Source organism: Streptomyces sp. CB01373, from assembly GCF_002803075.1.
GTDB lineage: Bacteria > Actinomycetota > Actinomycetes > Streptomycetales > Streptomycetaceae > Streptomyces.
Genome location: NZ_NNBK01000021.1, coordinates 51,197 through 72,210, shown reverse-complemented (window position 1 = coordinate 72,210; position 21,014 = coordinate 51,197). Strand labels below are relative to the sequence as shown.

Genomic DNA, 21,014 nt, shown 5'->3' with positions numbered 1-21,014 from the left:
TCTGTGGAAGGCGTGCCCCGCGGCCCTTGTCCCGAGGGACAGTTGGACCGCTTCACCCCGAGGTTGGTCGGTTCCCCGGCTCCGGTCGCTGCGGGGGCGTACCGGACTCGGCGGAGGTCGCACGATCCGACGCGACTCGCCGGAGGCAATCGTGCGGCCTGCTCGTCAACTTAGCGAACATGTGTACCCGGTGTGAAGATTGAAGTGTGGAATGTCCGATACGTATTCGTGACCTTCCCGTGAGCTGCCTCACGTCCGGACGCCGGAGGCCGGGGAGAGCCCCCTGGCGGGCGGCGCGGGGGCAGGCGTGGTGCCAGGCTGGAGGCATGAAGGAGTCGTACGAATCCAGGGACGCCGGGTCCGGCGGGCGGAGGCCGGCCGGGGCGGCGCGGGTGCTGGTCGTCGAGGACGACGCCACGGTCGCCGAGATCGTCTCCGGCTACCTGGACCGCGCGGGCCACGTCGTCGACCGTGCCGGGGACGGGCCGACCGCGCTCGCCCGGGCCGCCGCCCACTGGCCGGACCTGGTCGTACTCGACCTGATGCTGCCCGGCATGGACGGCCTGGAGGTGTGCCGCCGGATACGCGGGCGGGGCCCGGTGCCGGTCATCATGCTCACGGCCCGCGGCGACGAGGAGGACCGCATCCTGGGCCTCGAGGTCGGCGCCGACGACTACGTCACCAAGCCGTTCAGCCCCCGCGAACTCGTCCTGCGGGTGGAGTCGGTGCTGCGGCGCACCCGGCCCGCGACCGTGCCGCCGCCGCTCGCCGCCGCCGGACTCGCCATGGACCCGGCAGGCCGCCGCGCCACCAGGAACGGCACCGAACTCGCGCTCACCCTCCGCGAGTTCGACCTGCTCGCCTTCTTCCTGCGCCACCCCGGCAGGGTGTTCAGCCGCGAGGACCTGATGCGGGAGGTGTGGGGTTGGGACTTCGGCGACCTGTCCACGGTCACCGTCCACGTCCGGCGGCTGCGCGGCAAGGTCGAGGACGACCCGGCCCGGCCCCGCCTCATCCAGACCGTGTGGGGCGTCGGCTACCGCTTCGACCCCACCGGACACGAGCGGAGTTGACGGTGCGCGAGCCCCTGTTCATCGCCCTGTACGCCTTCCTCGGCGCCGCCGTGGCCGGACTGGCCGGGGCGGGCGCGCTGCGGCTGATCCGGCGGCGCTCACTGACGGCCTCCCTCGCCGTGGTCGCCGCCGTGGCGGTGGGCGCGATGCTGGCCGGCACCCTGGCCGTGGCCCAGGCGATGTTCCTGTCCGCGCACGACCTGTCCGTCGTCACCACCGTCGTGGCGATGGCGGCGGTGGTGTCCCTGGCCACCGCGCTGCTCCTGGGCCGCTGGGTCGTGGCCCGCAGCCGCGAGCTCGCCCGAGCCGCCCGCGCGCTCGGCGACGGTGGCGACTTCGCCGCGCCCCACGGCCCGGCGACCGCCGAACTGGAGTATCTGAGCCGCGAGTTGGCGGCCACCAGTGCCCGGCTCGCCGAGTCCCGTGAGCGGGAGCGCGCCCTGGAGTCCTCCCGCCGGGAACTCGTCGCCTGGATCTCCCACGACCTGCGCACCCCGCTCGCCGGACTGCGTGCCATGTCCGAGGCGCTGGAGGACGGTGTGGCCGCCGACACGGACCGCTACCTGCGGCAGATCCGCGCCGAGGTGGAGCACCTCGACGCCATGGTGGGCGACCTGTTCGAGCTGTCCCGCATCCACGCCGGCTCCCTCGCCCTCACCCGCTCCCGGATCTCCGTGTACGACCTGGTCGGCGACGCGCTCGCCGGGGCGGATCCGCTGGCGAAGGAACTCGGCGTCCGTCTCGTGGCCGGCCACGTCGAGCCGGTGCCGGTCGAGGTGGACGCGGAGGAGATGAACCGAGTGCTGGGCAATCTGCTGGTCAACGCGATCCGCCGCACCCCCGCCGACGGCACGGTCGCGGTCGCCGCCGCACGCGCGCCCGGCGGTGTCGTGCTGTCCGTCGAGGACGGCTGCGGCGGCATCCCCGAGGCGGACCTCGCGCGCGTCTTCGACACCGGCTGGCGCGGCACCCACTCCCGCACACCGCCCGCGGGAGCCGGCCTGGGCCTGGCCATCGTCCGCGGCATCGTCGAGGCGCACCACGGCCGGGCCGCCGTACGCAACATCCCGGGCGGCTGCCGCTTCGAGGTGACCCTGCCGGCCCCGGAGGGCTGACCCCACCGGCGGGCGTGAGGCGCTCCCGCTCCCCGCAGTGCCACCGTGGCACCCTGGCCCCATGTGCGGTCGCTACGTCTCCACCCGAGGTCCGCAGGACCTCGTCCGGCATTTCCGGGTCACCGAGTGGCGCCCCGAGGAGGCGCTCGCGCCGAACTGGAACGTCGCCCCGACCGACGAGGTGTGGGCCGTTCTCGAACGGGCCCCGCGCGAGGACCGCGCCCCGGCCGCCGTCCGCAGGGAGCTGCGGCCGCTGCGCTGGGGGCTGGTCCCGTCCTGGGCGAAGGACGTGAGGGCCGGCGCCCGGATGATCAACGCCCGAGTGGAGACCGTGCACGAGAAGCCGGCCTTCCGCCGCGCCTTCGTCAGGCACCGCTGCCTGCTGCCCGCCGACGGCTTCTACGAATGGCAGCAGATCAAGTCCCCGGACACCGGCAGGACGCGCAAGCAGCCGTACTACATCAGTCCCGAGGACGGTGAGCTGATGGCGCTCGCCGGCCTGTACGCGTACTGGCGCGACCCGCACGTGGCGCGGGACGACGACCCCGCCGCCTGGCTGACCACGTGCACCGTCATCACCACCGAGGCCACCGACGAGGCCGGCCGCGTCCACCCCCGGATGCCGCTGGCCCTCACCCCGGACCACTACGACGCCTGGCTCGACCCCCGCCATCGCGACGCCGGCGAACTGCGGGCGCTGCTGAGTCCCCCGGCGGGCGGCAGGCTCGGCGCCCGGCCCGTCTCCCCGGCCGTCAACAACGTGCGCAACAACGGCCCCGAACTGCTGGAGGAGACGACGCCCTGACGGGCCGGACCACCCCGGCGCACCCGCGCGGCACCGTGCGCCGTACGGGCACCCGTTCCCTCTGATGCCCCCGCTGACCGCCCACCCGGCCGAACTGCACCCCGGCCCCCGCCCGGCCGGACCTTACGGTGCTCAAGAGGGCTCAGGATGCTCAAGAGGTTCAAGAGGGCCCCGGACGAAGGGGAGGCGCGGTGGCTGCTGCGGGCGCTCCGGCGGGCGGGCCGGGCCGCGGGCGCCGGACGCCCGGCAGCCGCCCGGCGCACTCCGTACGCCTCCCGCCGCACGCCCGGACCGCCCCGGCGGCCCGGAAGGCCGAGGGCACCGTCCCCTGGCTGCGGGTCGCCGCCGCCTACGCCTGGCGCCTCATCCTCGTCGGCATCGCCGTCTACGGCGTCTTCACCGTTCTCGGCCGCTTCCAGCTCATCGCCGTGGCCCTGTTCCTCGGCCTGGTCATCACCACGATCCTGCGCCCCCTCACCGACCTGCTGAACCGCTTCCTGCCCCGGGCACTCTGCGTCGCCGTCGCCCTGGTGGGCAGCATCCTGTTCCTGTTCGCCCTGCTGGCGTTCATCGGCCACACGGTGGCGGGGGAGTCGGCCAAGCTCGCGGGCGAGTTCGGCGGTGGCATCCACAGAATCGAGGAGTGGCTTCAGCGCCCGCCGTTCCGGCTCAGCCGGGGCAAACTGGCCGACCTGCAGAAGCAGGTCCTGGCCTACCTGTCCGCCCACCGCGCCGGGCTCCTCAGCAGCGCGCTCAGCGGCTTCGGCAGGCTCGTCGAACTGGTCACCGGCGCCGCCCTCGCGGTCTTCTCCTCCGTCTTCTTCATCCACTCCGGCGAGAAGCTCTGGCGGTGGGCGCGCGACCAGCTCCTGCCCAGCCGGGCCCGGCCGGTGTGGGACCGGGCCGGGTACGCAGCCTGGCGGACGTTCGCCGGGTACACACGCGGCATCATCATCGTGGCGGCAACCAACGCCGTCCTCGTCGGAATCGCCCTCTCGGTGCTGCGCGTACCGCTCGCGCTGCCGCTGACGCTGCTGGTGTTCTTCGCCACGTTCGTGCCGCTCGTGGGCTCACCGGTCGCGCTGGCCGTGGCCACGGTGGTCGCCCTCGCGGCACGTGGCCCGCTCATCGCGCTGGCCGTGCTCGCCCTCATCGTCGTCATCGGCCAGCTCGAAGGACATGTGCTGCACCCGGTGGTCATGAGCTGGGCGGTGCGCCTGCACCCGCTCGTCGTCGGCGTCTCCGTCATCGCGGGCGGCATCGTCGCGGGCGTGGTCGGCGCCGTGGTGGCCGTCCCGTTCGTCTCCGTCACCTGGGCGGTGGTGCGCGCACTGTGGCCCGCCCCGCCCTGACGTCCCCTTTCCGTTTCCTCCGCTGGCGCTTTTCGGCCGCGGCAGAAGGGGCACGCGTCCGTGACACGACCCCCGAGCGGAGGAACGGTGCCGTCATGGCCGAGTACGAACGTTCACGCACGATGCCCGCTCTGCCCGAGCACGTCTTCGACCGGGCCGCCGACATCGGCCGGTTCGACGCCTGGCTGCCCGGTGAACTGCACGTGCACGCGGAGCAGCCCCCCGCCGTCACGGTGCACGAGGACCAGACGGACCGGGACACCGCCGCCCAGCTGCGCGCCGAACGCGACCGGATGCGGATCGAGTGGGGCACCCGGGAGCAGGGCGGCTACGCGGGCTGGCTCCAGGTCGCCGGCATCGGCAGCGGGGCCAGCGAGGTGACCGTCCATCTGTCGTTCTTCGACGACCGCCACGATCCGGGCGAGCGGGCCGCCTGCGACGCCCTCGACGGCAGCCTGCGCCGCCTGGAGGAGCAGGTACGGCTGCGCACCGACCACACGGGCGGCTGACCGCCACGCTCCGGGCCATCCCCTCAACATGCCGCGGCGTGCGGCCCCATGACGGACAGGGGTGAGCCGGACGCGTCGTCCGGTCGCGGCCGGGTACCCGAACGGCCGCCCGGAGGCGCGGCCGGACGGCGCATGCGCGGAAGCCCGACCTGGCGTACGGCGTGTCATGCGGACGGCCGCGGGCACTGGGGGACCATGGGCGGGCATTGACACCCGCGAGGTCGGTCTGCGGACGGAGAGGCCAGGTGGAGCAGCAGGTCACGGGAGAGCGAGCGGGCCAGGAGACCGGTACGGACGCCCGCGGCGCCGCCCCGACCGGTCACGGCTCGACCGGCCACGACCCGACCGGTCACGGCCGGGCCGTGGGCGATGCCCGGCGGCGGATTCCCCGTACGGACGCCGTCCTGCGGGACGCGCGCCTGGCGGACGCGGCGGCGCGGCTCGGACCGGGCCCGGTGAAGGCCGCGGTCCGGAAGGCACAGGAGCGGGCGCGCCAGGGCGCCATCGACCCCGAACAGGTGGCGGACACCGCGGTGGCGCTGCTGCCGCGGTCGGCCGGCGGGCTGCGCCCGGTGATCAACGCGACCGGAGTCCTGCTGCACACCAACCTCGGCCGTGCGTCGCTGTCCTCGGCGGCCCGGCAGGCGGTCCAGGACGCCGCCGGACCCACGGACGTCGAACTCGACCTGCGCACCGGCGTCCGGGCCCGCCGGGGCCGCAGCGCCCTGGAGGCGCTGCGCGGCCGGGTGCCGTCCGCCGCCGCGGCCCACGTCGTCAACAACGGCGCCGCCGCGCTCGTCCTCGCCGCCACCGCGCTCGCCGCGGGCCGGGAGATCGTCGTCAGCCGAGGCGAGATGGTGGAGATCGGGGACGGCTTCCGGCTGCCGGACCTCCTTGTGTCCACCGGGGCCCGGCTCCGCGAGGTCGGCACCACGAACCGTACGACCGTCCGTGACTACGCCGATGTGATCGGCCCCGACACGGCGTTCGTCCTGAAGGTCCACCCCTCCAACTTCCGTATCACGGGCTTCACCCGGGCCGCCGGGATCCGCGATCTGTCGGCGCTGGGCGTGCCGGTGGTGGCCGACATCGGCTCCGGACTGCTCGCCCCGCATCCGCTGCTGCCCGAGGAGCCCGACGCCGAGACCCAGTTGAGGTCCGGCGCGGCACTGGTGACGGCGAGCGGCGACAAACTGCTCGGCGGCCCCCAGTGCGGGCTGCTCCTCGGCGACGCGGAACTCCTGCGCGTCCTCACCCGGCACCCCCTGGCCCGCGCCCTGCGGGTGGACAAGCTCACCCTGGCCGCGCTGGAGGCGACCCTGACGGGCCCGCGGACCCCGACGGCGGAGTTCCTGACCGCCGACGAGACCGCACTCATGCGGCGGGCCGAACGCCTCGCCGCCGAGCTGGGCGCCGCCGGGGTCGAGGACGTCCGGGCCGTCGCCGGGACCGCCACCGTCGGCGGCGGCGGGGCGCCGGGCGTGACGCTGCCCAGCGCGGCGCTGTCCCTGCCGGAGTCGTACGCCGCCGTCCTGCGCACCGGGGAGGTCCCCGTGGTGGGGCGCCTGGAGGCCGGACGGTGCCTGCTGGATCTGCGCGCGGTGCCGCCCGCCGACGACGAACGCCTCACCGGGGCCGTGCGGTCGGCGGCGGAAAGGTAGGTACCACGCCATGCGAGTGCTGGCCACCGCCGGGCATGTCGACCACGGCAAGTCCGCCCTGGTGCGGGCCCTGACCGGGATGGAACCCGACCGCTACGAGGAGGAGCGGCGCCGGGGACTCACCCTCGACCTCGGCTTCGTGTGGACGCCGCAGGACGCCGGGGGCGAACGCCTCGCCTTCGTGGACGTACCGGGCCACGAGCGGTTCGTGGCCACCATGCTGGCTGGGGTCGGACCCGTGCCCGCCGTGCTGTTCGTGGTCGCCGCCGACCAGGGCTGGCAGCCGCAGTCCGAGGAGCACCTCGCGATCCTCGACGCCCTCGGTGTACGGCACGCCGTGCTCGCCGTGACCCGCAGCGACCTGGCCGACCCCGAGCCGGTGCGCGCCGAGGCCGTCAAGCGGCTGGCCCGGACCTCCCTCGGGACCGTGCCGTCCGTCGCGGTGAGCGCGGTGACCGGCGCCGGACTGGACCAACTGCGTGCCGAACTGGCCCAGATGGCCCGCGCACTGCCCGTACCGCCCGCCGACGCGGACGTACGGCTGTGGCTGGACCGCGCCTTCACCGTGCGCGGCCACGGCACCGTCGCGACCGGCACGCTCGGCGCGGGCACCCTGCGCGTCGGGGACCGGCTGGTGAGCGGCGCCGGCGCGCAACCGCTGAGGGTGCGCGGACTCCAGTGCCTGCGACAGGACCGGAGGGCCGTCAGCGGGGTGGCGCGGGTCGCGGTCAACGTGCACGGCCCGCTCGCGGGACAACTGCGGCGGGGGAAAGTGCTGTTGGCGCCGGACCGCTGGCTGTTCCCCGACCGGATCGACGTCCGCGTCACCGGCGAGCCGGTCGGCGACCTGCCCCGGAACATCACCCTGCACATCGGCACGGCGGCCGTCGCGGTGAACGTCCGCCCCCTCGGCGAGGACACCGCCCGGCTGACCCTGCGCCCCCCGCTGCCCCTGCGCGTCGGGGACCGGGCCGTCCTGCGCGAACCCGGCGGCGGGCACAGCCCCTGCGGGGTGACCGTGCTCGACGTGTGCCCGCCGGACCTGACCCGGCGGGGCGCGGGGCGGGCCAGAGCCGCCGTACTGTCCGCCATGACGGGCCGTCCCGACGGGGCGGCGGAGCTGCGGCGCCGCGGACTCGTCCGCCGCTCCCACCTGCTGGCCATGGGCATCCCCCCGCCCGCCGAACCGGTCACCGGGGACTGGCTGGCCGACGAGGCCCACTGGGCCCGGCTGCGCGAGCGGCTGGCCGCCGCGGTCGAGGAGCACGCACGCCTGCGTCCCATGGAGCCGGGGCTGCCGGCCGAAGCGGCCCGGCATCTGCTGGACCTGCCCGACCGGGCGCTGGTGGACGCCCTCGCCGCGGCACCGGGCGAGCCGCGCCTGCTGCGCCGCGACGGACGCCTGTACCGGTCCGACAGCGCCGGCCCCACCCTGCCGCCGCCGGTGCGCGCCGCCGTCGACGCGGTACGGCGCGAACTGGAGAAGGCCCCGTTCCGCGCCCCCGAGGCCGACCGCCTCACCGCACTGGGCCTCGACCGCAAGGCCCTGGCCGCGGCGGTCTCCGCCGGTGCCCTGCTGCGGGTCGGCGAGGGAATCGTTCTGCTCCCCGGAGCGGACGCCGAGGCCACCGCGGCACTCCGCCGCCTGCCCCAGCCCTTCACCCTCAGCGAGGCCCGCAAGGCCCTCGACACCACCCGCAGAGTCGCCGTGCCCCTGCTGGAGTACCTCGACACCCACGGCCACACGGAACGAGTCGACGCCCAGCACAGACGCTGCCGAGCGGACACAGAGGAGAGCGGAGGCGGACGGGAATCGAACCCGCCTGTCCGAGATCCTCGGACACCTCGGTTTTGAAGACCGGGAGGGCCACCAGGCACCCACACGCCTCCACCGGCGGCCACGCTACCGGAAGGCCGGCACGGACGGCGCGGGCGCACCGACCGGTCCACCGGGACCGGGAGAGCGCCGGATCATCGAGACAGGAGACAGGAGCACAGCGTGACCGCCACCCATGAAACCCCCGTACGGCTCACCCAGTTCGCCCATGGTGGCGGCTGCGCCTGCAAGATTCCGCCGGGTGAGCTGGAGGACGTGCTCGGCGGGCTGGCCACCATGCTGCCGGACACCGGGGACACCCCGCTGCTCGTCGGACTGGCCACCGGGGACGACGCGGCCGTCGTGGCGCTGCCTGCGGGGGGTGACGCCACGCAGGCGGTGGTGTCCACCGCCGACTTCTTCACCCCCGTCGTCGACGACCCCTACGACTGGGGACGCATCGCCGCGGCCAACGCCCTGTCGGACGTGTACGCGATGGGCGGCCGCCCCGTCCTCGCCGTCAACCTGCTGGCCTGGCCGCGGGACGTGCTGCCCTTCGAGCTGGCCCGCGAGGTGCTGCGCGGCGGTCTCGAGGTCGCCGCCGGGGCCGGCTGCCACGTGGGCGGCGGGCACAGCGTCGACGACCCCGAACCCAAGTACGGCATGGCCGTCACCGGCCTGGCCGATCCCGCCCGGCTGCTGCGCAACGACGCCGGCCGGCCCGGTCTGCCCCTGACCCTGACCAAACCGCTCGGCCTCGGCGTACTGAACAACCGCCACAAGGCCACCGGCGAGCGGTTCGAGGAGGCCGTGGCCACCATGGTGGCCCTCAACCGGGACGCCTGCGCCGCCGCCCTGGCCGCCGGGGCCTCCTGCGCCACCGATGTGACGGGCTTCGGCCTCCTGGGCCATCTGCACAAACTCGCCCGCGCCTCGGACGTGACGGCGGTGATCGACACCGCCGCCGTGCCCTACCTGGACGGCGCCCGCGAGGCCGTACGCGACGGCTACGTCAGCGGCGGCACACGGCGCAACCTGGCCTGGGTGGAGCCGTTCACCGACTTCGGCGGCGCCGACGCCGGCACCCGCCTCCTGCTGGCGGACGCCCAGACCTCCGGCGGCCTCCTGATCGCCGGGGAGGTCCCCGGCTTTCCGGTGATCGGTGAACTCGTCCCGCGCGGGGCCCACTCCGTCGTCCTGAAGTGAGCCCCGCACGATCCGCCGGTCAGGGCTGGGTTCCGGTGTGCTCGTCGATGCCCGCCCGCGCCTGGTAGGAGCGGACCAGTTCCACCGCAGCCGGCCCCCTCGGGCGGCGGCCCGGGCGGATGTCGACGCCGAACGCCTTGGCCTCCTGGATGTGGACGTTGGGGTCGAGGGAGAGGTGGAGCAGTTCGTTGGCGGCGTCGCCGGTGCTGTAGCCGTTCGGGCCCCAGTGGTAGGGCAGGCCCACCTGGTGCAGGGTGCGGCCGTGCACGGTCAGCGGCGGCACCCGGTCGGTGACCAGCACCCGTGCCTCGATGACGGCCCGGGCACTGACGATCGTCGCCCAGCCGGTGTGCTCCAGACCGCGCTCGGCGGCCAGTTCCGGCGACACCTCGCAGAAGAACTCCGGTTGCAGCTCCGCCAGATAGGGCAGCCAGCGGGACATGCCGCCCGCCGTGTGGTGCTCGGTGAGCCGGTAGGTGGTGGCCACGAACGGGAACACCTCCGAACCCGGCTCGCCGGCACTGGGCCCGTAGCGGTTGTCCGGAAGCGACCGCGTCACGTACCGCGCCGGATTGCGCTGCTGCCCGTACAGGAGGTTCGGGAACGGCGACTCCTGCGGCTCGTAGTGTGTCGGCAGCGGCCCGTCCGTGAGCCCGGACGGCGCGTACAGCCAGGCCTTGCCGTCGGCCTGCATCACGAAGGGGTCGATGCCCGACAGGGCCTGGGGGCCGGTCGCGTCCGGCGGCGGCCGGTGGTGCGGCGACTTCTCCTTGGCGAAGTCGGCGATGTCGTGGCCGGTCCACTGCGCCTCGTCCTCGTCCCACCACACCAGCGCCTTGCGCTCGCTCCACGGTTTGCCGTCGGGGTCGGCCGAGGCCCGGTTGTACAGGATCCGGCGGTTGGCGGGCCACGCCCAGCCCCACTGGTTGGCGACCCAGTTCTGCTCCTTGCCCGGCTTGCGGCGCGCGGCCTGGTTGACGCCGTCGGCGTACACACCGCAGTAGATCCAGCAGCCGCACGCGGTGGAACCGTCCGGGGTCAGCTGCTCGTAGGACGCCAGCGGCCGTCCCTCGGCGTCGAACCCGTTGATCTCGGCGAGCACCGCCTCCGCCTCGGGCTCGGCGGTCTCACCCTTCGTGGGATAGTCCCAGGTCAGGTCGAGCACCGGCCGGTCCATCGGGTCTGCCGAACCGGCGAGCTTGCGCCGGATGATGCGGCCGAGGTGGAAGGTGAACCACAGGTCGCTGCGCGCCTCGCCGGACGGTTCGACGGCCTGGTGGTGCCACTGCAGCAGCCGCTGCGTGTTGGTGAAACTGCCGTCCTTCTCCGTGTGCGCGGCGGCCGGCAGGAAGAACACCTCGGTGCGGATGTCCTCCGTGCGCATCTCCCCGCTCTCGATCTCCGGGCCGTCCTTCCACCAGGTGGCCGACTCGATGAGGGAGAAGTCGCGAACCACCAGCCAGTCCAGGTTGGCCATGCCCAGCCGCTGCATCTTTGCGTTGGCGGAGCCCACCGCGGGGTTCTCTCCCAGCAGGAAGTAGCCCTTGCAGACGCCTTCCATCTGGGCCATCACCGTCTCGTAGGTGGAATGGGAGCCCGTGAGCCGCGGCAGGTAGTCGAAGCAGAACTCGTTGTCGGGCGTCGCCGCCTCACCCCAGTACGCCTTGAGCAGGCTCACCAGGTAGGAACGCATGTTGCCCCAGTAGCCGTTGCGCGCCGCCTCGCCCTGGACGAAGGAGTCCAGGTCGTCGTTCAGATGGGCGTGCGGCATCGGGATGTAGCCGGGCAGCAGGTCGAACAGGGTGGGGATGTCCGTCGACCCCTGGATGGAGGCGTGCCCGCGCAGGGCCATGATGCCGCCGCCCGGCCGGCCGATGTTGCCGAGCAGGGTCTGCAGCACGGCGGCGGCGCGGATGTACTGCACCCCCACGGTGTGCTGGGTCCAGCCCACCGCGTACGCGAACGCGGTGGTCCGCTCGCGCCCGGAGTTCTCGGTCACGAGCTCGCACACCTGGCGGAACAGGTCCTGCGGCACGCCGCAGATCCGCTCGACCATCTCCGGGGTGTAGCGGGCGTAGTGCCGCTTGAGCACCTGGAACACGCACCGCGGGTGGGTCATCGTCTCGTCGCGTTCGGGGTGGCCCGCGCCGATGTCCGCGCCGCCCGAACCGTGGGCCTCGCCACGTGCCGACTCGCTCACCAGGCTGCGGCGGCCGGTGCGCTTCTCGTACTCCAGGTCGCGCTTGCCGGAGGCCGCCTGCATCTCCATGCCCTCGTACTGCCAGCTCGTGCTGTCGTACGTGCCGCTGTCGGGGTCGAGGCCGGAGAACACGCCGTCGAGGTCCTCGGTGTCCTGGAAGTCCTCGCTCAGCAGCACGGGCCCGTTGGTGTAGGCCACGACGTAGTCACGGAAGTACTTGTCGTTGCTCAGGACGTAGTTGATGATCGCGCCGAGGAAGGCGATGTCCGAGCCGGCGCGCAGCGGCACGTGCACGTCGGCCAGCGCGCTGGTGCGGGTGAACCGCGGGTCGACGTGGACCAGCTTCGCGCCTCGGGCCTTCGCCTCCATCACCCACTGGAAGCCGACCGGATGGCACTCGGCCATGTTCGAGCCCTGGATGACGATGCAGTCCGAGTTCTGCAGGTCCTGCTGGAAGTTGGTCGCGCCGCCGCGGCCGAACGAGGTTCCCAGACTGGGAACGGTGGAGGAGTGTCAAACACGGGCCTGGTTCTCGATCTGGATCGCGCCCAGCGCCGTGAAGAGCTTCTTGATCAGATAGTTCTCCTCGTTGTCCAGCGTCGCCCCGCCCAGGCCGGCGATGCCCATCGTGCGCCGGGTGCGGGTGTCGTCGACCTCCCACTGCCAGCCGGCGCGACGGGCCTCGATCACCCGGTCGGCGATCATGTCCATCGCCGTGTCGAGGTCGAGCCGCTCCCACCGGGTGCCGTGCGGGCGCCGGTAGAGGACGTAGTGCTCACGGGCACCGCCCGTGGTGAGCTGAAGGCTGGCCGCGCCCTTGGGGCACAGCCTGCCGCGGGAGATGGGGGAGTCCGGGTCGCCCTCGATCTGGGTGACCCGCTCGTCCTCGACGTAGACGTTCTGGCCGCAGCCGACGGCGCAGTACGGACAGATCGACTTCACCACCCGGTCGGCGGAGGCGACCCGCGGAGTGAGCCGTGCGCTGGGCCCGCTCTTGGCGGCCGCCCCGCGGCCCAGCGGGTCCGTGCCCTTGAGCTGGCGGTAGACCGGCCAGGAGTCGATCCATGTGCGTACACCCATGAGAGGGATCCCTTTCGGTACTGCTGCTCGGTGCCGTCAGTCCTGCCGACCGTGCGGGTGCGGCACGGTCGGCGCGCTCTGCCAGGCCTCGACGACCTCGGCCCCCAGGCGCTCGCGGTCCTGCTGCGGAAGATTCTCCCGCAGCCGGGTGAAGACGGCATCCTCGAACGCCACATGCCGGCGCACCTGGCTCTCCAGCCGTTCGGCCAGCTCGTCGAACTCCTCGCTGTCCGGGGAGGTGCCCCGGAGGGCCGTCAGCGTGCTCATGCCCTCGGTTTCCTGCTCGACCGCCTGGTCGGCCAGCCGGTCACCGGTGTCGAGCGCGTCGCGCACGGCCGGCCACAGATGGCGCTGTTCGGCCGGTTCGTGGCTCTCCAGCGCCTGTGCGATCAGGGCGACCAGGGACTCCCGGCGTGCCAGGTCGGGCCCGGTGCCGCCCTTCGTCACCCCGGGAAGCGCCTTCAACTGCTTCAGCAGGCCGGTGACACGGTCGTGGTCGCGGGTCAGCACGGAGGTCAGCTCGTGCACGTCACCGGGTGCGCGGTCGCCCTTCGGACGGGCGTCCCACTGTTCGGCGGCCTGTCGCATCCAGCGGTCGGTGACGGCCCTGCGCCGCAGCCACCGTCGCGTCCCGTCCTTGCCGGTGGGGTTCTCGGCGGGCGGGTCGGCGAGGTGCTGGGTGGACTCCTGGGGCATACCGGCCCGGTGCTGCTCGGCGGCGGTGAGGGTGTCGCCGCCGTCGGCGGGCAACCCCGTGGCGATCAGGAAGGCCTGACCGGCGGGCACCCCCAGCCGGTGTCCGGCCTCCTCGTAGTCGAGACCGTCCGCCAGCAGGCGCTGCACCTGACTGCGGCTGGGCATGGGCCTGGTCTCCTTCCGGTCCGGTCGCCGCACCGAAGTACCCGGTCCGTACGGCGTGAAACAGCCCGCCGCGTGCCGTGCCGTCCGTCCTTGCCGTCAGTCCGTGCCGTCAGTCCGTGCCGGCGGTCCGGAGGCGCTCCCGTTGCGGTACGACCGTGTACTTGGGGTCCTCCGCCGAGGCCACGCCCGCGTGGAAGACGCCGAACCTGAGCGCGGCGGAGCCGGACAGCAGGGCCAGCCCGGCCGCCACGGCCAGAGCGCGGCCACCCCGGCGCCGCCCCGCGACCGCCGCCAGCGCGGTGCCGCCCGCCGTGAGCAGCTCCGCCGCCCGCAGCAGACGCCCGGCATCGCCCTGCTCGAACGGCTCGGCCGCCAGGCCCATCCGGCGCTTCATCAGCTGGAAGGCGCCCATCTCCAGCCCGGCCGCCAGCACCGCCATGCGATGCGCGGGCCCCGCCTGCTCCGCCGGCACGAAGGCCAGCGCCAGCCCGGCGGCCGCACTGGCGCCGGAACCGGCGAACACGAAGGGCATCTCCCGGTAGCCCTCGTGCCACGAGGGCACCGCCGTGTCGGAGATCAGTACGGCGGTGTAGGTGGCGACCGCCGGACCCAGCACGGCGGCACCCGCCGTCGCACCGGCGCCCAGCAGGCGGTAGCGGCGGGCGACATCGGTGGCCGCGGCGACCACCGTCAGCGGCGCGTACCCGGCCAGCAGCCAGGAGCCCACGCTCATCGGCGAGGTGGGCTTGAAGACGCGCAGCATGTTGACGAAACGGGCGGGCCGCCCGAGGTCGTGCACGAGCGCGACCAGCGAGGCGGAGATCGCGCCCGCCGCGCCCAGCTTCGCCGTCCGGGCCAGCGCCGGCCGCCCCGTGGCCTGTGCCCCCGCCGCCAGCAGCGACGATCCCCCGGCGAGGCCGCCGAGGTAGAGGTAGCCGGCGATGTCGACGGACTTCCAGGTCGGCCTCTTCAGGACCGGTTTGCCGTAGTAGGAGGAGAACCGGGCCTCCGGGACCATCGACTGCTCGCCGCGTCCGCGGCGACGCCGGTGCCGTCCGTGCCCGGCCGCGTCGTCGGCCGGGGCGTCCCGGCCGGGCCGCGCCCCCTTCACACCCTCACGGGTGACGTCGGACTCGCTCATCGCGGCCTCCTGACGAAAGCGGCGACGCCCAGAGCCGCGAGCGACACGGCCGCCGTCGCCGCGTGCTTCCACATCGAGGGCAGATCCCGGGTGGTGACCACCGGGTCGGGCGGCAGGCCGTACACCTCGGGCTCGTCGAGCAGCAGGAAGAACGCGCCGTCGCCGCCCACCCCGTCGTCCGGGCTCTCCCCGTACAGCCGGGCGTCGGTGACACCGGCCGAGTGGAGCTGCACCACCCGCGTGGCCGCCCGTTCACGCAGCTCGTCCAGCGGGCCGAACTGGATGGAGTCGGTGGGGCACGACTTGGCGCAGGCCGGTTCCATGCCGACGCCGAGCCGGTCGTAGCACAGGGTGCACTTCCAGACCCGGCCGTCCTCCTTGCGCTGGTCGATGACCCCGTACGGGCATGCGGGCACGCAGTAGCCGCAGCCGTTGCACACGTCCTCCTGGACCACGACGGTCCCGAACTCGGTGCGGAACAGCGCACCGGTGGGACACACGTCGAGGCAGGCCGCGTGGGTGCAGTGCTTGCACACGTCGGACGACATCAGCCAGCGCAGCTCGTGTCGCCCGTCGGGCGACACCGGGGAGATCGCGTCGGCCGGCGCGCCCGCCGGGGCCGGGTCCGGCGCGGTGGAGGGCGTGGAACCGAGCTGCCGGGCCGCCTCGAACGCGTCGAAACCGCCGCCGCCCGCCTCCGGTTCCCGACCGCCGCCCAGCGGCCTGCGCTGCTCGATGAAGGCAACGTGCCGCCAGGTGCTGGCTCCGAGCCCCTGGGTGTTGTCGTAGGACATGCCGGTCAGTTCGAGGCCGTCCTCCGGCACGGCGTTCCACTCCTTGCACGCCACCTCGCAGGCCTTGCAGCCGATGCACACGGAGGTGTCGGTGAAGAAGCCCATCCGGGGCGGGGCGTCGGCGTATCCGGACGCCTGCGCCACGTTCGGCAGCGGCCCGAACAACAGGTTTCGTGCTTCCGACGGGTCGCCGCCCGCCGCGTTCAGCGCCGTCGTGTTGCCGTCGGTCATGTCCGGACCTCCTCGCTCAGCTCAGCGGGCAGGGCGATCGCTCGTCGACCGCGCGGACCATCCGCCCGGCGCGCGCGGGCGGCCGGGTCGATGCGTGCCCGTCAGCCACCGCCACGCCGTGCCCGCCTTTCTGCCGCGTGAAGCCCGCACTACAGTGCTCATTTCGAGCCTGGCACGGGTGCCCGGACCGCGCGCGCCCAAAACCGTGCCCTCAGGACACCGCCGACCGGAGCACCGGCCCGCAGCGCGACGTACGACGTTCGATTCGACGTGACCACGGTGGCCGTACCTGAAGTCCCTGCCGTCACGCGCTCAGGGCGGCGTCCGCCGGCGCCGGTGTGCGTTGTGCCACGCGACTGCACTGCGGATCTCCGGCTCGTGCAGCCCGTACGGCGGCCGAGCTCCTCCAGCGTGGTGACCTGGGTGCCGGCGCCGAAAGCACGGACGATCTTGGCGGCCCACAGTTCCTCCGGCACGAAGTCACGGCGCCGGTACTCGTCCTGGACTGCCGCGAAGTGCGCGGCACCGCACGCGGTGACGCGGCGCAGGCCGTCGAACCAGTCGTTGGTGGGATGGACGCAGGAGGAGTCGGGAACCCAACCGCGTACGGCATCGTCCTGAGGGAAGGTCGCGCCGCACAGGTCGCACAGCTCCAGCGGCAGGGGTTCGCCGGGCCGCCGTACGCGCCTACCGCGCTTCCACATCGCATCTCACTCCCCGCTACCGTGACTCAAGGCCCCGGGGAAGAGGGGTTGCCGCGGTCACCGTACGCCGAAACGTCCCGGTTCAACCGGACAGGTGACGCTGGATCCAGTCGGCGGCGGTCCTGCGGAAGGCGCGGCGGTTGTCCGCACGCCGGAAGTCGTGGCCGTCGTCGCGCAGGACGAGCAGTTCCGCCTCCACCCCGCGTTCCCGGGCCGCTCGTACGAACTGCTCGGACTCGCCCGGCGGCACGTTGGTGTCGTGTTCGCCGTGCACCGCCAGGACCGGCACGCGCAGCGCGTCGACGCGGCTCATCGGGGACAGCGCGCGCAGCAGCTCACGGTCGCGTTCCGGATGCCCGTACTTGTGCGCGGCCGACTGGGCCAGCCACGGCTCGGTGCCCGCGAAGAACGTCGTGAGGTCCGACATCCCGCAGACCGGGACGCCGGTGCGGAACAGCTCCGGATGCCACACGAGGGACGCCATCGTCAGATAGCCGCCGTAGGAGTGGCCCATCACGGCCAGCCGGAGCGGGTCGGCCAATCCCTCCAGGAGGATGTGCGCCGCGCAGTCGGCGACGTCCTCGATCGCGGCGAACCTGCCTCTGCCCAGATCCGCGTCGACGAAGGAACGGCCGTAACCGGACGAGCCGCGCACATCGGGGGCGAACACGTCCAGTCCCCGGCCCAGCAGCTCGTGGTAGAGCGGGTCGAACACCGGGCGCTCCTGCTCCTCCGGGCCGCCGTGCAGATGCAGGACGCAGGGCGCGGGCTCCTGCGGCGCGCGGCCCGGCGCGCGGTAGTACCAGCCGCCGAGGCCCAGTCCGTCCCGGGCGACGGGACGCACCGGCACCGGCCGTACGGGACGGTGGACGCCGGGGGCGACGACGTCCTCGTCGCGCGAGGACCACGGGGTGCGCAGCGCGGCGCCCTGCGGGAGCCACCAGACCCCCGGCCGGCGCAGTGATCCCGACAGCGCCACGACGGGCGCGTCCGGGTCCGCGGTGACGGCCACACGGGTGACGACCTCGTGCGGGAGCGGTACGGCGCGGGACGGTCCGAGGGCCGTCCCGGGCACCGAGATCAGTGGGACCACCTCCAGCTCGCTGACCCCGCGCACGTTCCAGGCCAGCACGGCGCCGCGGCCGTCGCGGTCCACGGCCAGCAACTCGAGGCCGCTCCCGTCGCGTTGGGCGGCCACCGTCAGGCCGAGGCGCCGTCCCCGCCGGTCGAGGGCGACCGCGTACAGGGCGGCGTGCTCACGGTCGTGGTCGCTGCGCAGCCACACCGTACGGGCGTCCGGCGCGAACGCGCCGATCCACGGGTCACCGTCGGCCACGGGCAGCGCGCAGGTCACCCGCAGATCCCGGGTGCGCACCACCAGGGCCTCCCGCCGGGCCCGCGGTCCCCGGCGCACCAGCGCCAGCCGCCCGTCCCTGCTGATGTCGCACACGCGCAGGGTGGCGGCGTCCGGCTCGCTCGCGACCAGTGCGGGGGCGGCCGTGCCGTCCGGGTCGACCAGGTACGCCGACAGGGTCCGGGGCGTGGGTTCGGCCGGGGCCGTGCTGCCGTCGGCGGCGGAGACCGAGTCGACTCCGGTGACGCGAGTCGTCGGCGGCCCCGGCCGGGCCGGGGCGCCCAGGAGGGTGGCGCGGCCGTCGCGCGCGGTCCAGCCTTCCGGGTGGACCGTCGTGGCGGCGCCCGAGACGAGTGCGCCGGAGGAGACGGCGCCCGCGCCGGCCTCCGCCCCGGCCGGGGCCGGAAAGTACGTGGGGGCCTCGGCGACCGTCACGGCGAGCGCCGAACCGTCGCGCGTCCAGCAGCCGAGGTACGCCGAACTCCCCGGCTCGCCGCCCGCCAGGACCCGCCGCCCGGTGCCGTCGGGGCGTACGCACAACACGCGCGTGTGCTCGCTGCCGCCCGGAGCGGTGGTGTACGCGATCCACCGGCCGTCGGGCGACCAGGCGACCTCGGTCACCGGATCCGGCTCGGTGTCCAGCAGGTGCACGTCATCGCTGTCGACCGGGCCCGCCCACAACTGGGGCACCCCGCCCCGGTCGCAGATGAACGCGACGTTCCGCCCGCCGGGGTCGACGGAGGGGTACCAGCATCCGTGCGAGACGAGCACCCGCGGCACCGCGTCGAGCGGCACCGCCGCGTCCGGCACCAGCACGACCTCGGGCGCGGCCTGCGCCCCGCCGCGCGCCACCTGTCCGGGAACGGCCGGCGCCGTCGACGACGGCCCGGCGAGGCCTTCGCGCGCGTGTGGCGCCCACCCCGGCGACGGCGTGCCCACGTGACCCGCCCCGTACTCCGCGCCCGCGGTGCTTCCCTCCCCGGCGGTGCGGGGTGGGTCCACTCCGTGTTCCACCGGTTTCGTACGTGACCGCTGCGCCGCGTTCTCCGCCGCCACGGCCCGGCTGCTCCACGGGGCCGGCTCGCCGGCCCGGTCACCCCGCTCCTGGCCCGCCGAGCTCCCGGCCGGGCCGGACCCGGGGAGGTCCGGCCCGGTCCGCGTGCGGTCCGCGTCCCCGGGCGGGATCGCCCCGGGGGGCTCGCCGGTCAGTGGATTCCGTGGGTCTGCAGCCATATCTCCAGCAAAGCAACCTGCCACAGCGCGTTCGCCCCGCGCTTGGTGCGGTGGGCGTCGGGCGCGGCGAGCAACTCGTCGACGTAACTCTGGCGGAACAGGCCGCGGGCCCGCGCCTCGGGGGCGGAGAGGGCCTCGCGGACGCGGAGCAGCACCGGTGCGGCCATGTGCTTGATCGCCGGGACGGGGAAGTAGCCCTTGGGCCGGTCGACGACCTCCCGCGGCAGGACCCTGCGGCCCGCCGCCTTCAGGACGCCCTTGCCGCCGTCCGCGAGCTTGAGTCCGGGCGGGCAGGCGGCGGCCAGTTCGACCAGTTCGTGGTCGAGGAACGGCACGCGGGCCTCCAGACCCCAGTCCATGGTCATGTTGTCGACCCGCTTGACCGGGTCGTCGACCATCATCACGTGGGTGTCCAGCCGCAGATCTGCGTCCAGCGCGGTCTCGGCGCCCGGCACGGCCATGTGCGCGCGCACGAAGTCGCCGCAGACGTCGTGGCCGGGCAGCACCGAGGGGTCCAGCATGCGCGCGAGGCCTGCGTGCGGCCGGTCGAAGTACGTCTCGGCGTACGCGTCGGCCGCGCGGTGCCGGGGCACGTCCGCCATCGCCGGGTACCAGTGGTAGCCGGCGAAGACCTCGTCGGCTCCCTGGCCGCTCTGCACGACCTTGACCTCCTTGGCCACCTGCTCGGACAGCAGGTGGTAGGCGACCACGTCGTGGCTGGTCATGGGCTCGCTCATGGCCAGGACCGCACCTTCGAGGGCCTGCGAGACCCGGTCGGAGGGGACCATCAGCTGGTGGTGGTCGGTGCCGAAGTGCCGTGCCACCAGGTCGGAGTAGTGGAACTCGTCGCCCTCCTCGCCTGCCTCGGACTCGAAGCCGACGCTGAACGTGGCCAGGTCGCACTGCCCCTCGTCGGCCAGCAGCGCCACGATGAGGCTGGAGTCCAGACCGCCCGACAGGAGCACGCCCACCGGAACGTCGGCGACCATCCGGCGCCGTACGGCCGTGCGCAGCGCCTGAAGGACCGCTTCCGTCCAGTCCTCGTCGCTCAGACCGGCGTACTCGGGGCGGCGCGTGTAGTCCGGCTGCCAGTAGCGGTGGTCGCGGTACGTGCCGTCCGGCTCGACCACCCGGACGGTGGCAGGCGGCAGCTTGCGCACGCCGTTGAGGACGGTGCGGGGCGCGGGCACGGTCGCGTGCCAGCTCAGGTACTGGTGCAGTGCGGAGGGGTCGATGGACGTGTCCACGCCGCCGGCCGCCAGCAGCGCGGGCAGCGAGGAGGCGAACCGGAGCCGTCCGGGAGACTCCGCGAGGTACAGCGGCTTGATGCCCAGCCGGTCGCGGGCCAGGACCACCCGTCCGCTGTCCTGCTCGACGATCACGAAGGCGAACATGCCGGTGAAGTGCTCGACGCAGGAGGTGCCCCACTCGACGTACGCCTTCAGGATCACCTCGGTGTCGGACTCCGAGAAGAACTGATGGCCCCGCGAGGCCAGATCGCGGCGCAGCTCGCGGTAGTTGTAGACGCATCCGTTGAACACGCCGACGACGCGCGCCCGGGGGTCGGCCATCGGCTGCGCGCCGCTGTCCGTCAGATCGATGATCTTCAGCCGCCGGTGGCCGAGGGCGACGGGCCCCTGCGACCACACCCCGCGGCCGTCCGGCCCGCGGGGCGCGAGCCGGTCGGTCATCCGCTCGACCGCGGCCAGGCCCGGCTGCCGGCCGTCGAACCGGACCTCGCCGCTGAGCCCGCACATCAGCCGGACCTCCCTGCCGCGGCGGCCTCATCGGCCGCCGCGGGGGGTCTGCCGTCAGTGCCGGAGGCGCGGGGCACTCCGAGGGAGGCGGGCACGGCCGGGCAGTCGGCGGTGGCTGCGAT

General features: G+C 73.9%; 14 protein-coding genes, 1 tRNA gene and 1 pseudogene. 8 read left to right on the top strand and 8 right to left on the bottom strand.

Annotation, left to right across the window (positions count from 1 at the left end):
- Nucleotides 1-326: 326 nt before the first annotated feature.
- From CG719_RS29930 to CG719_RS29900, 7 genes and pseudogenes are all read left to right on the top strand, one after another.
- A complete protein-coding gene (locus tag CG719_RS29930; RefSeq protein WP_100571843.1) occupies nt 327-1,073 on the top strand; it encodes a response regulator transcription factor in 747 nt (248 codons plus the stop codon).
- 2 nt (nt 1,074-1,075) lie between these two features.
- Nucleotides 1,076-2,188, top strand: a complete 1,113-nt coding sequence (locus tag CG719_RS29925; RefSeq protein WP_100571842.1) for a sensor histidine kinase — start codon at nt 1,076-1,078, stop codon at nt 2,186-2,188.
- A 61-nt stretch (nt 2,189-2,249) separates the two neighbouring features.
- A complete protein-coding gene (locus CG719_RS29920; RefSeq protein ID WP_100571841.1) occupies nt 2,250-2,993 on the top strand; it encodes an SOS response-associated peptidase in 744 nt (247 codons plus the stop codon).
- A 191-nt stretch (nt 2,994-3,184) separates the two neighbouring features.
- Nucleotides 3,185-4,345 carry an AI-2E family transporter gene (locus tag CG719_RS29915; protein WP_100571840.1) on the top strand — a complete coding sequence of 387 codons (1,161 nt, stop codon included), beginning with the start codon at nt 3,185-3,187 and terminating at the stop codon, nt 4,343-4,345.
- A 95-nt stretch (nt 4,346-4,440) separates the two neighbouring features.
- Nucleotides 4,441-4,854 (top strand): SRPBCC family protein, encoded by a 414-nt coding sequence (locus CG719_RS29910; protein WP_100571839.1) that lies wholly within the window; start codon nt 4,441-4,443, stop codon nt 4,852-4,854.
- Between the two features lie 245 nt (nt 4,855-5,099).
- A complete protein-coding gene (selA, locus tag CG719_RS29905) occupies nt 5,100-6,515 on the top strand; it encodes an L-seryl-tRNA(Sec) selenium transferase (protein WP_199836836.1) in 1,416 nt (471 codons plus the stop codon).
- 10 nt (nt 6,516-6,525) lie between these two features.
- Nucleotides 6,526-8,226 (top strand): annotated as a pseudogene (locus tag CG719_RS29900) (GTP-binding protein); the annotation flags it as partial.
- An 86-nt stretch (nt 8,227-8,312) separates the two neighbouring features.
- Here CG719_RS29900 and CG719_RS35545 read toward each other — a convergent pair.
- Nucleotides 8,313-8,405: transfer RNA gene (locus tag CG719_RS35545), tRNA-Sec, on the bottom strand.
- 109 nt (nt 8,406-8,514) lie between these two features.
- Here CG719_RS35545 and selD point away from each other — a divergent pair.
- Nucleotides 8,515-9,537 carry a selenide, water dikinase SelD gene (gene selD, locus CG719_RS29895; protein ID WP_100571837.1) on the top strand — a complete coding sequence of 341 codons (1,023 nt, stop codon included), beginning with the start codon at nt 8,515-8,517 and terminating at the stop codon, nt 9,535-9,537.
- Between the two features lie 19 nt (nt 9,538-9,556).
- Here the strand turns inward: selD and fdh are convergent, their stop codons facing one another.
- The 7 genes from fdh to CG719_RS29855 all read right to left on the bottom strand — a co-directional run bounded on the left by fdh (nt 9,557) and on the right by CG719_RS29855 (nt 20,892).
- Entirely contained in the window at nt 9,557-12,817 is a 3,261-nt protein-coding gene (gene fdh, locus CG719_RS29890) for a formate dehydrogenase (RefSeq protein WP_234375818.1), read from the bottom strand.
- 36 nt (nt 12,818-12,853) lie between these two features.
- Complete coding sequence (locus CG719_RS35540) at nt 12,854-13,678, bottom strand: hemerythrin domain-containing protein (protein WP_159024979.1); 825 nt, start codon at nt 13,676-13,678, stop codon at nt 12,854-12,856.
- A gap of 109 nt (nt 13,679-13,787) precedes the next feature.
- On the bottom strand, nt 13,788-14,819 hold the full coding sequence (gene nrfD / locus CG719_RS29875; protein WP_199836835.1) for an NrfD/PsrC family molybdoenzyme membrane anchor subunit: 1,032 nt from the start codon (nt 14,817-14,819) through the stop codon (nt 13,788-13,790).
- Nucleotides 14,816-15,844, bottom strand: coding sequence for a 4Fe-4S dicluster domain-containing protein (locus tag CG719_RS29870; protein WP_100571834.1), 1,029 nt, complete (start codon nt 15,842-15,844; stop codon nt 14,816-14,818). Before CG719_RS29870 ends, nrfD begins: the two co-directional genes overlap by 4 nt.
- Before the next feature lie 158 nt (nt 15,845-16,002).
- On the bottom strand, nt 16,003-16,548 hold the full coding sequence (locus CG719_RS29865; protein WP_324839019.1) for a hypothetical protein: 546 nt from the start codon (nt 16,546-16,548) through the stop codon (nt 16,003-16,005).
- An 82-nt stretch (nt 16,549-16,630) separates the two neighbouring features.
- Entirely contained in the window at nt 16,631-19,135 is a 2,505-nt protein-coding gene (locus CG719_RS29860) for a prolyl oligopeptidase family serine peptidase (protein ID WP_100571833.1), read from the bottom strand.
- Nucleotides 19,108-20,892 (bottom strand): N-acetylglutaminylglutamine amidotransferase, encoded by a 1,785-nt coding sequence (locus CG719_RS29855; RefSeq protein WP_100571832.1) that lies wholly within the window; start codon nt 20,890-20,892, stop codon nt 19,108-19,110. The genes CG719_RS29860 and CG719_RS29855 overlap by 28 nt, the downstream gene beginning before the upstream one ends.
- Between the last annotated feature and the right edge of the window lie 122 nt (nt 20,893-21,014).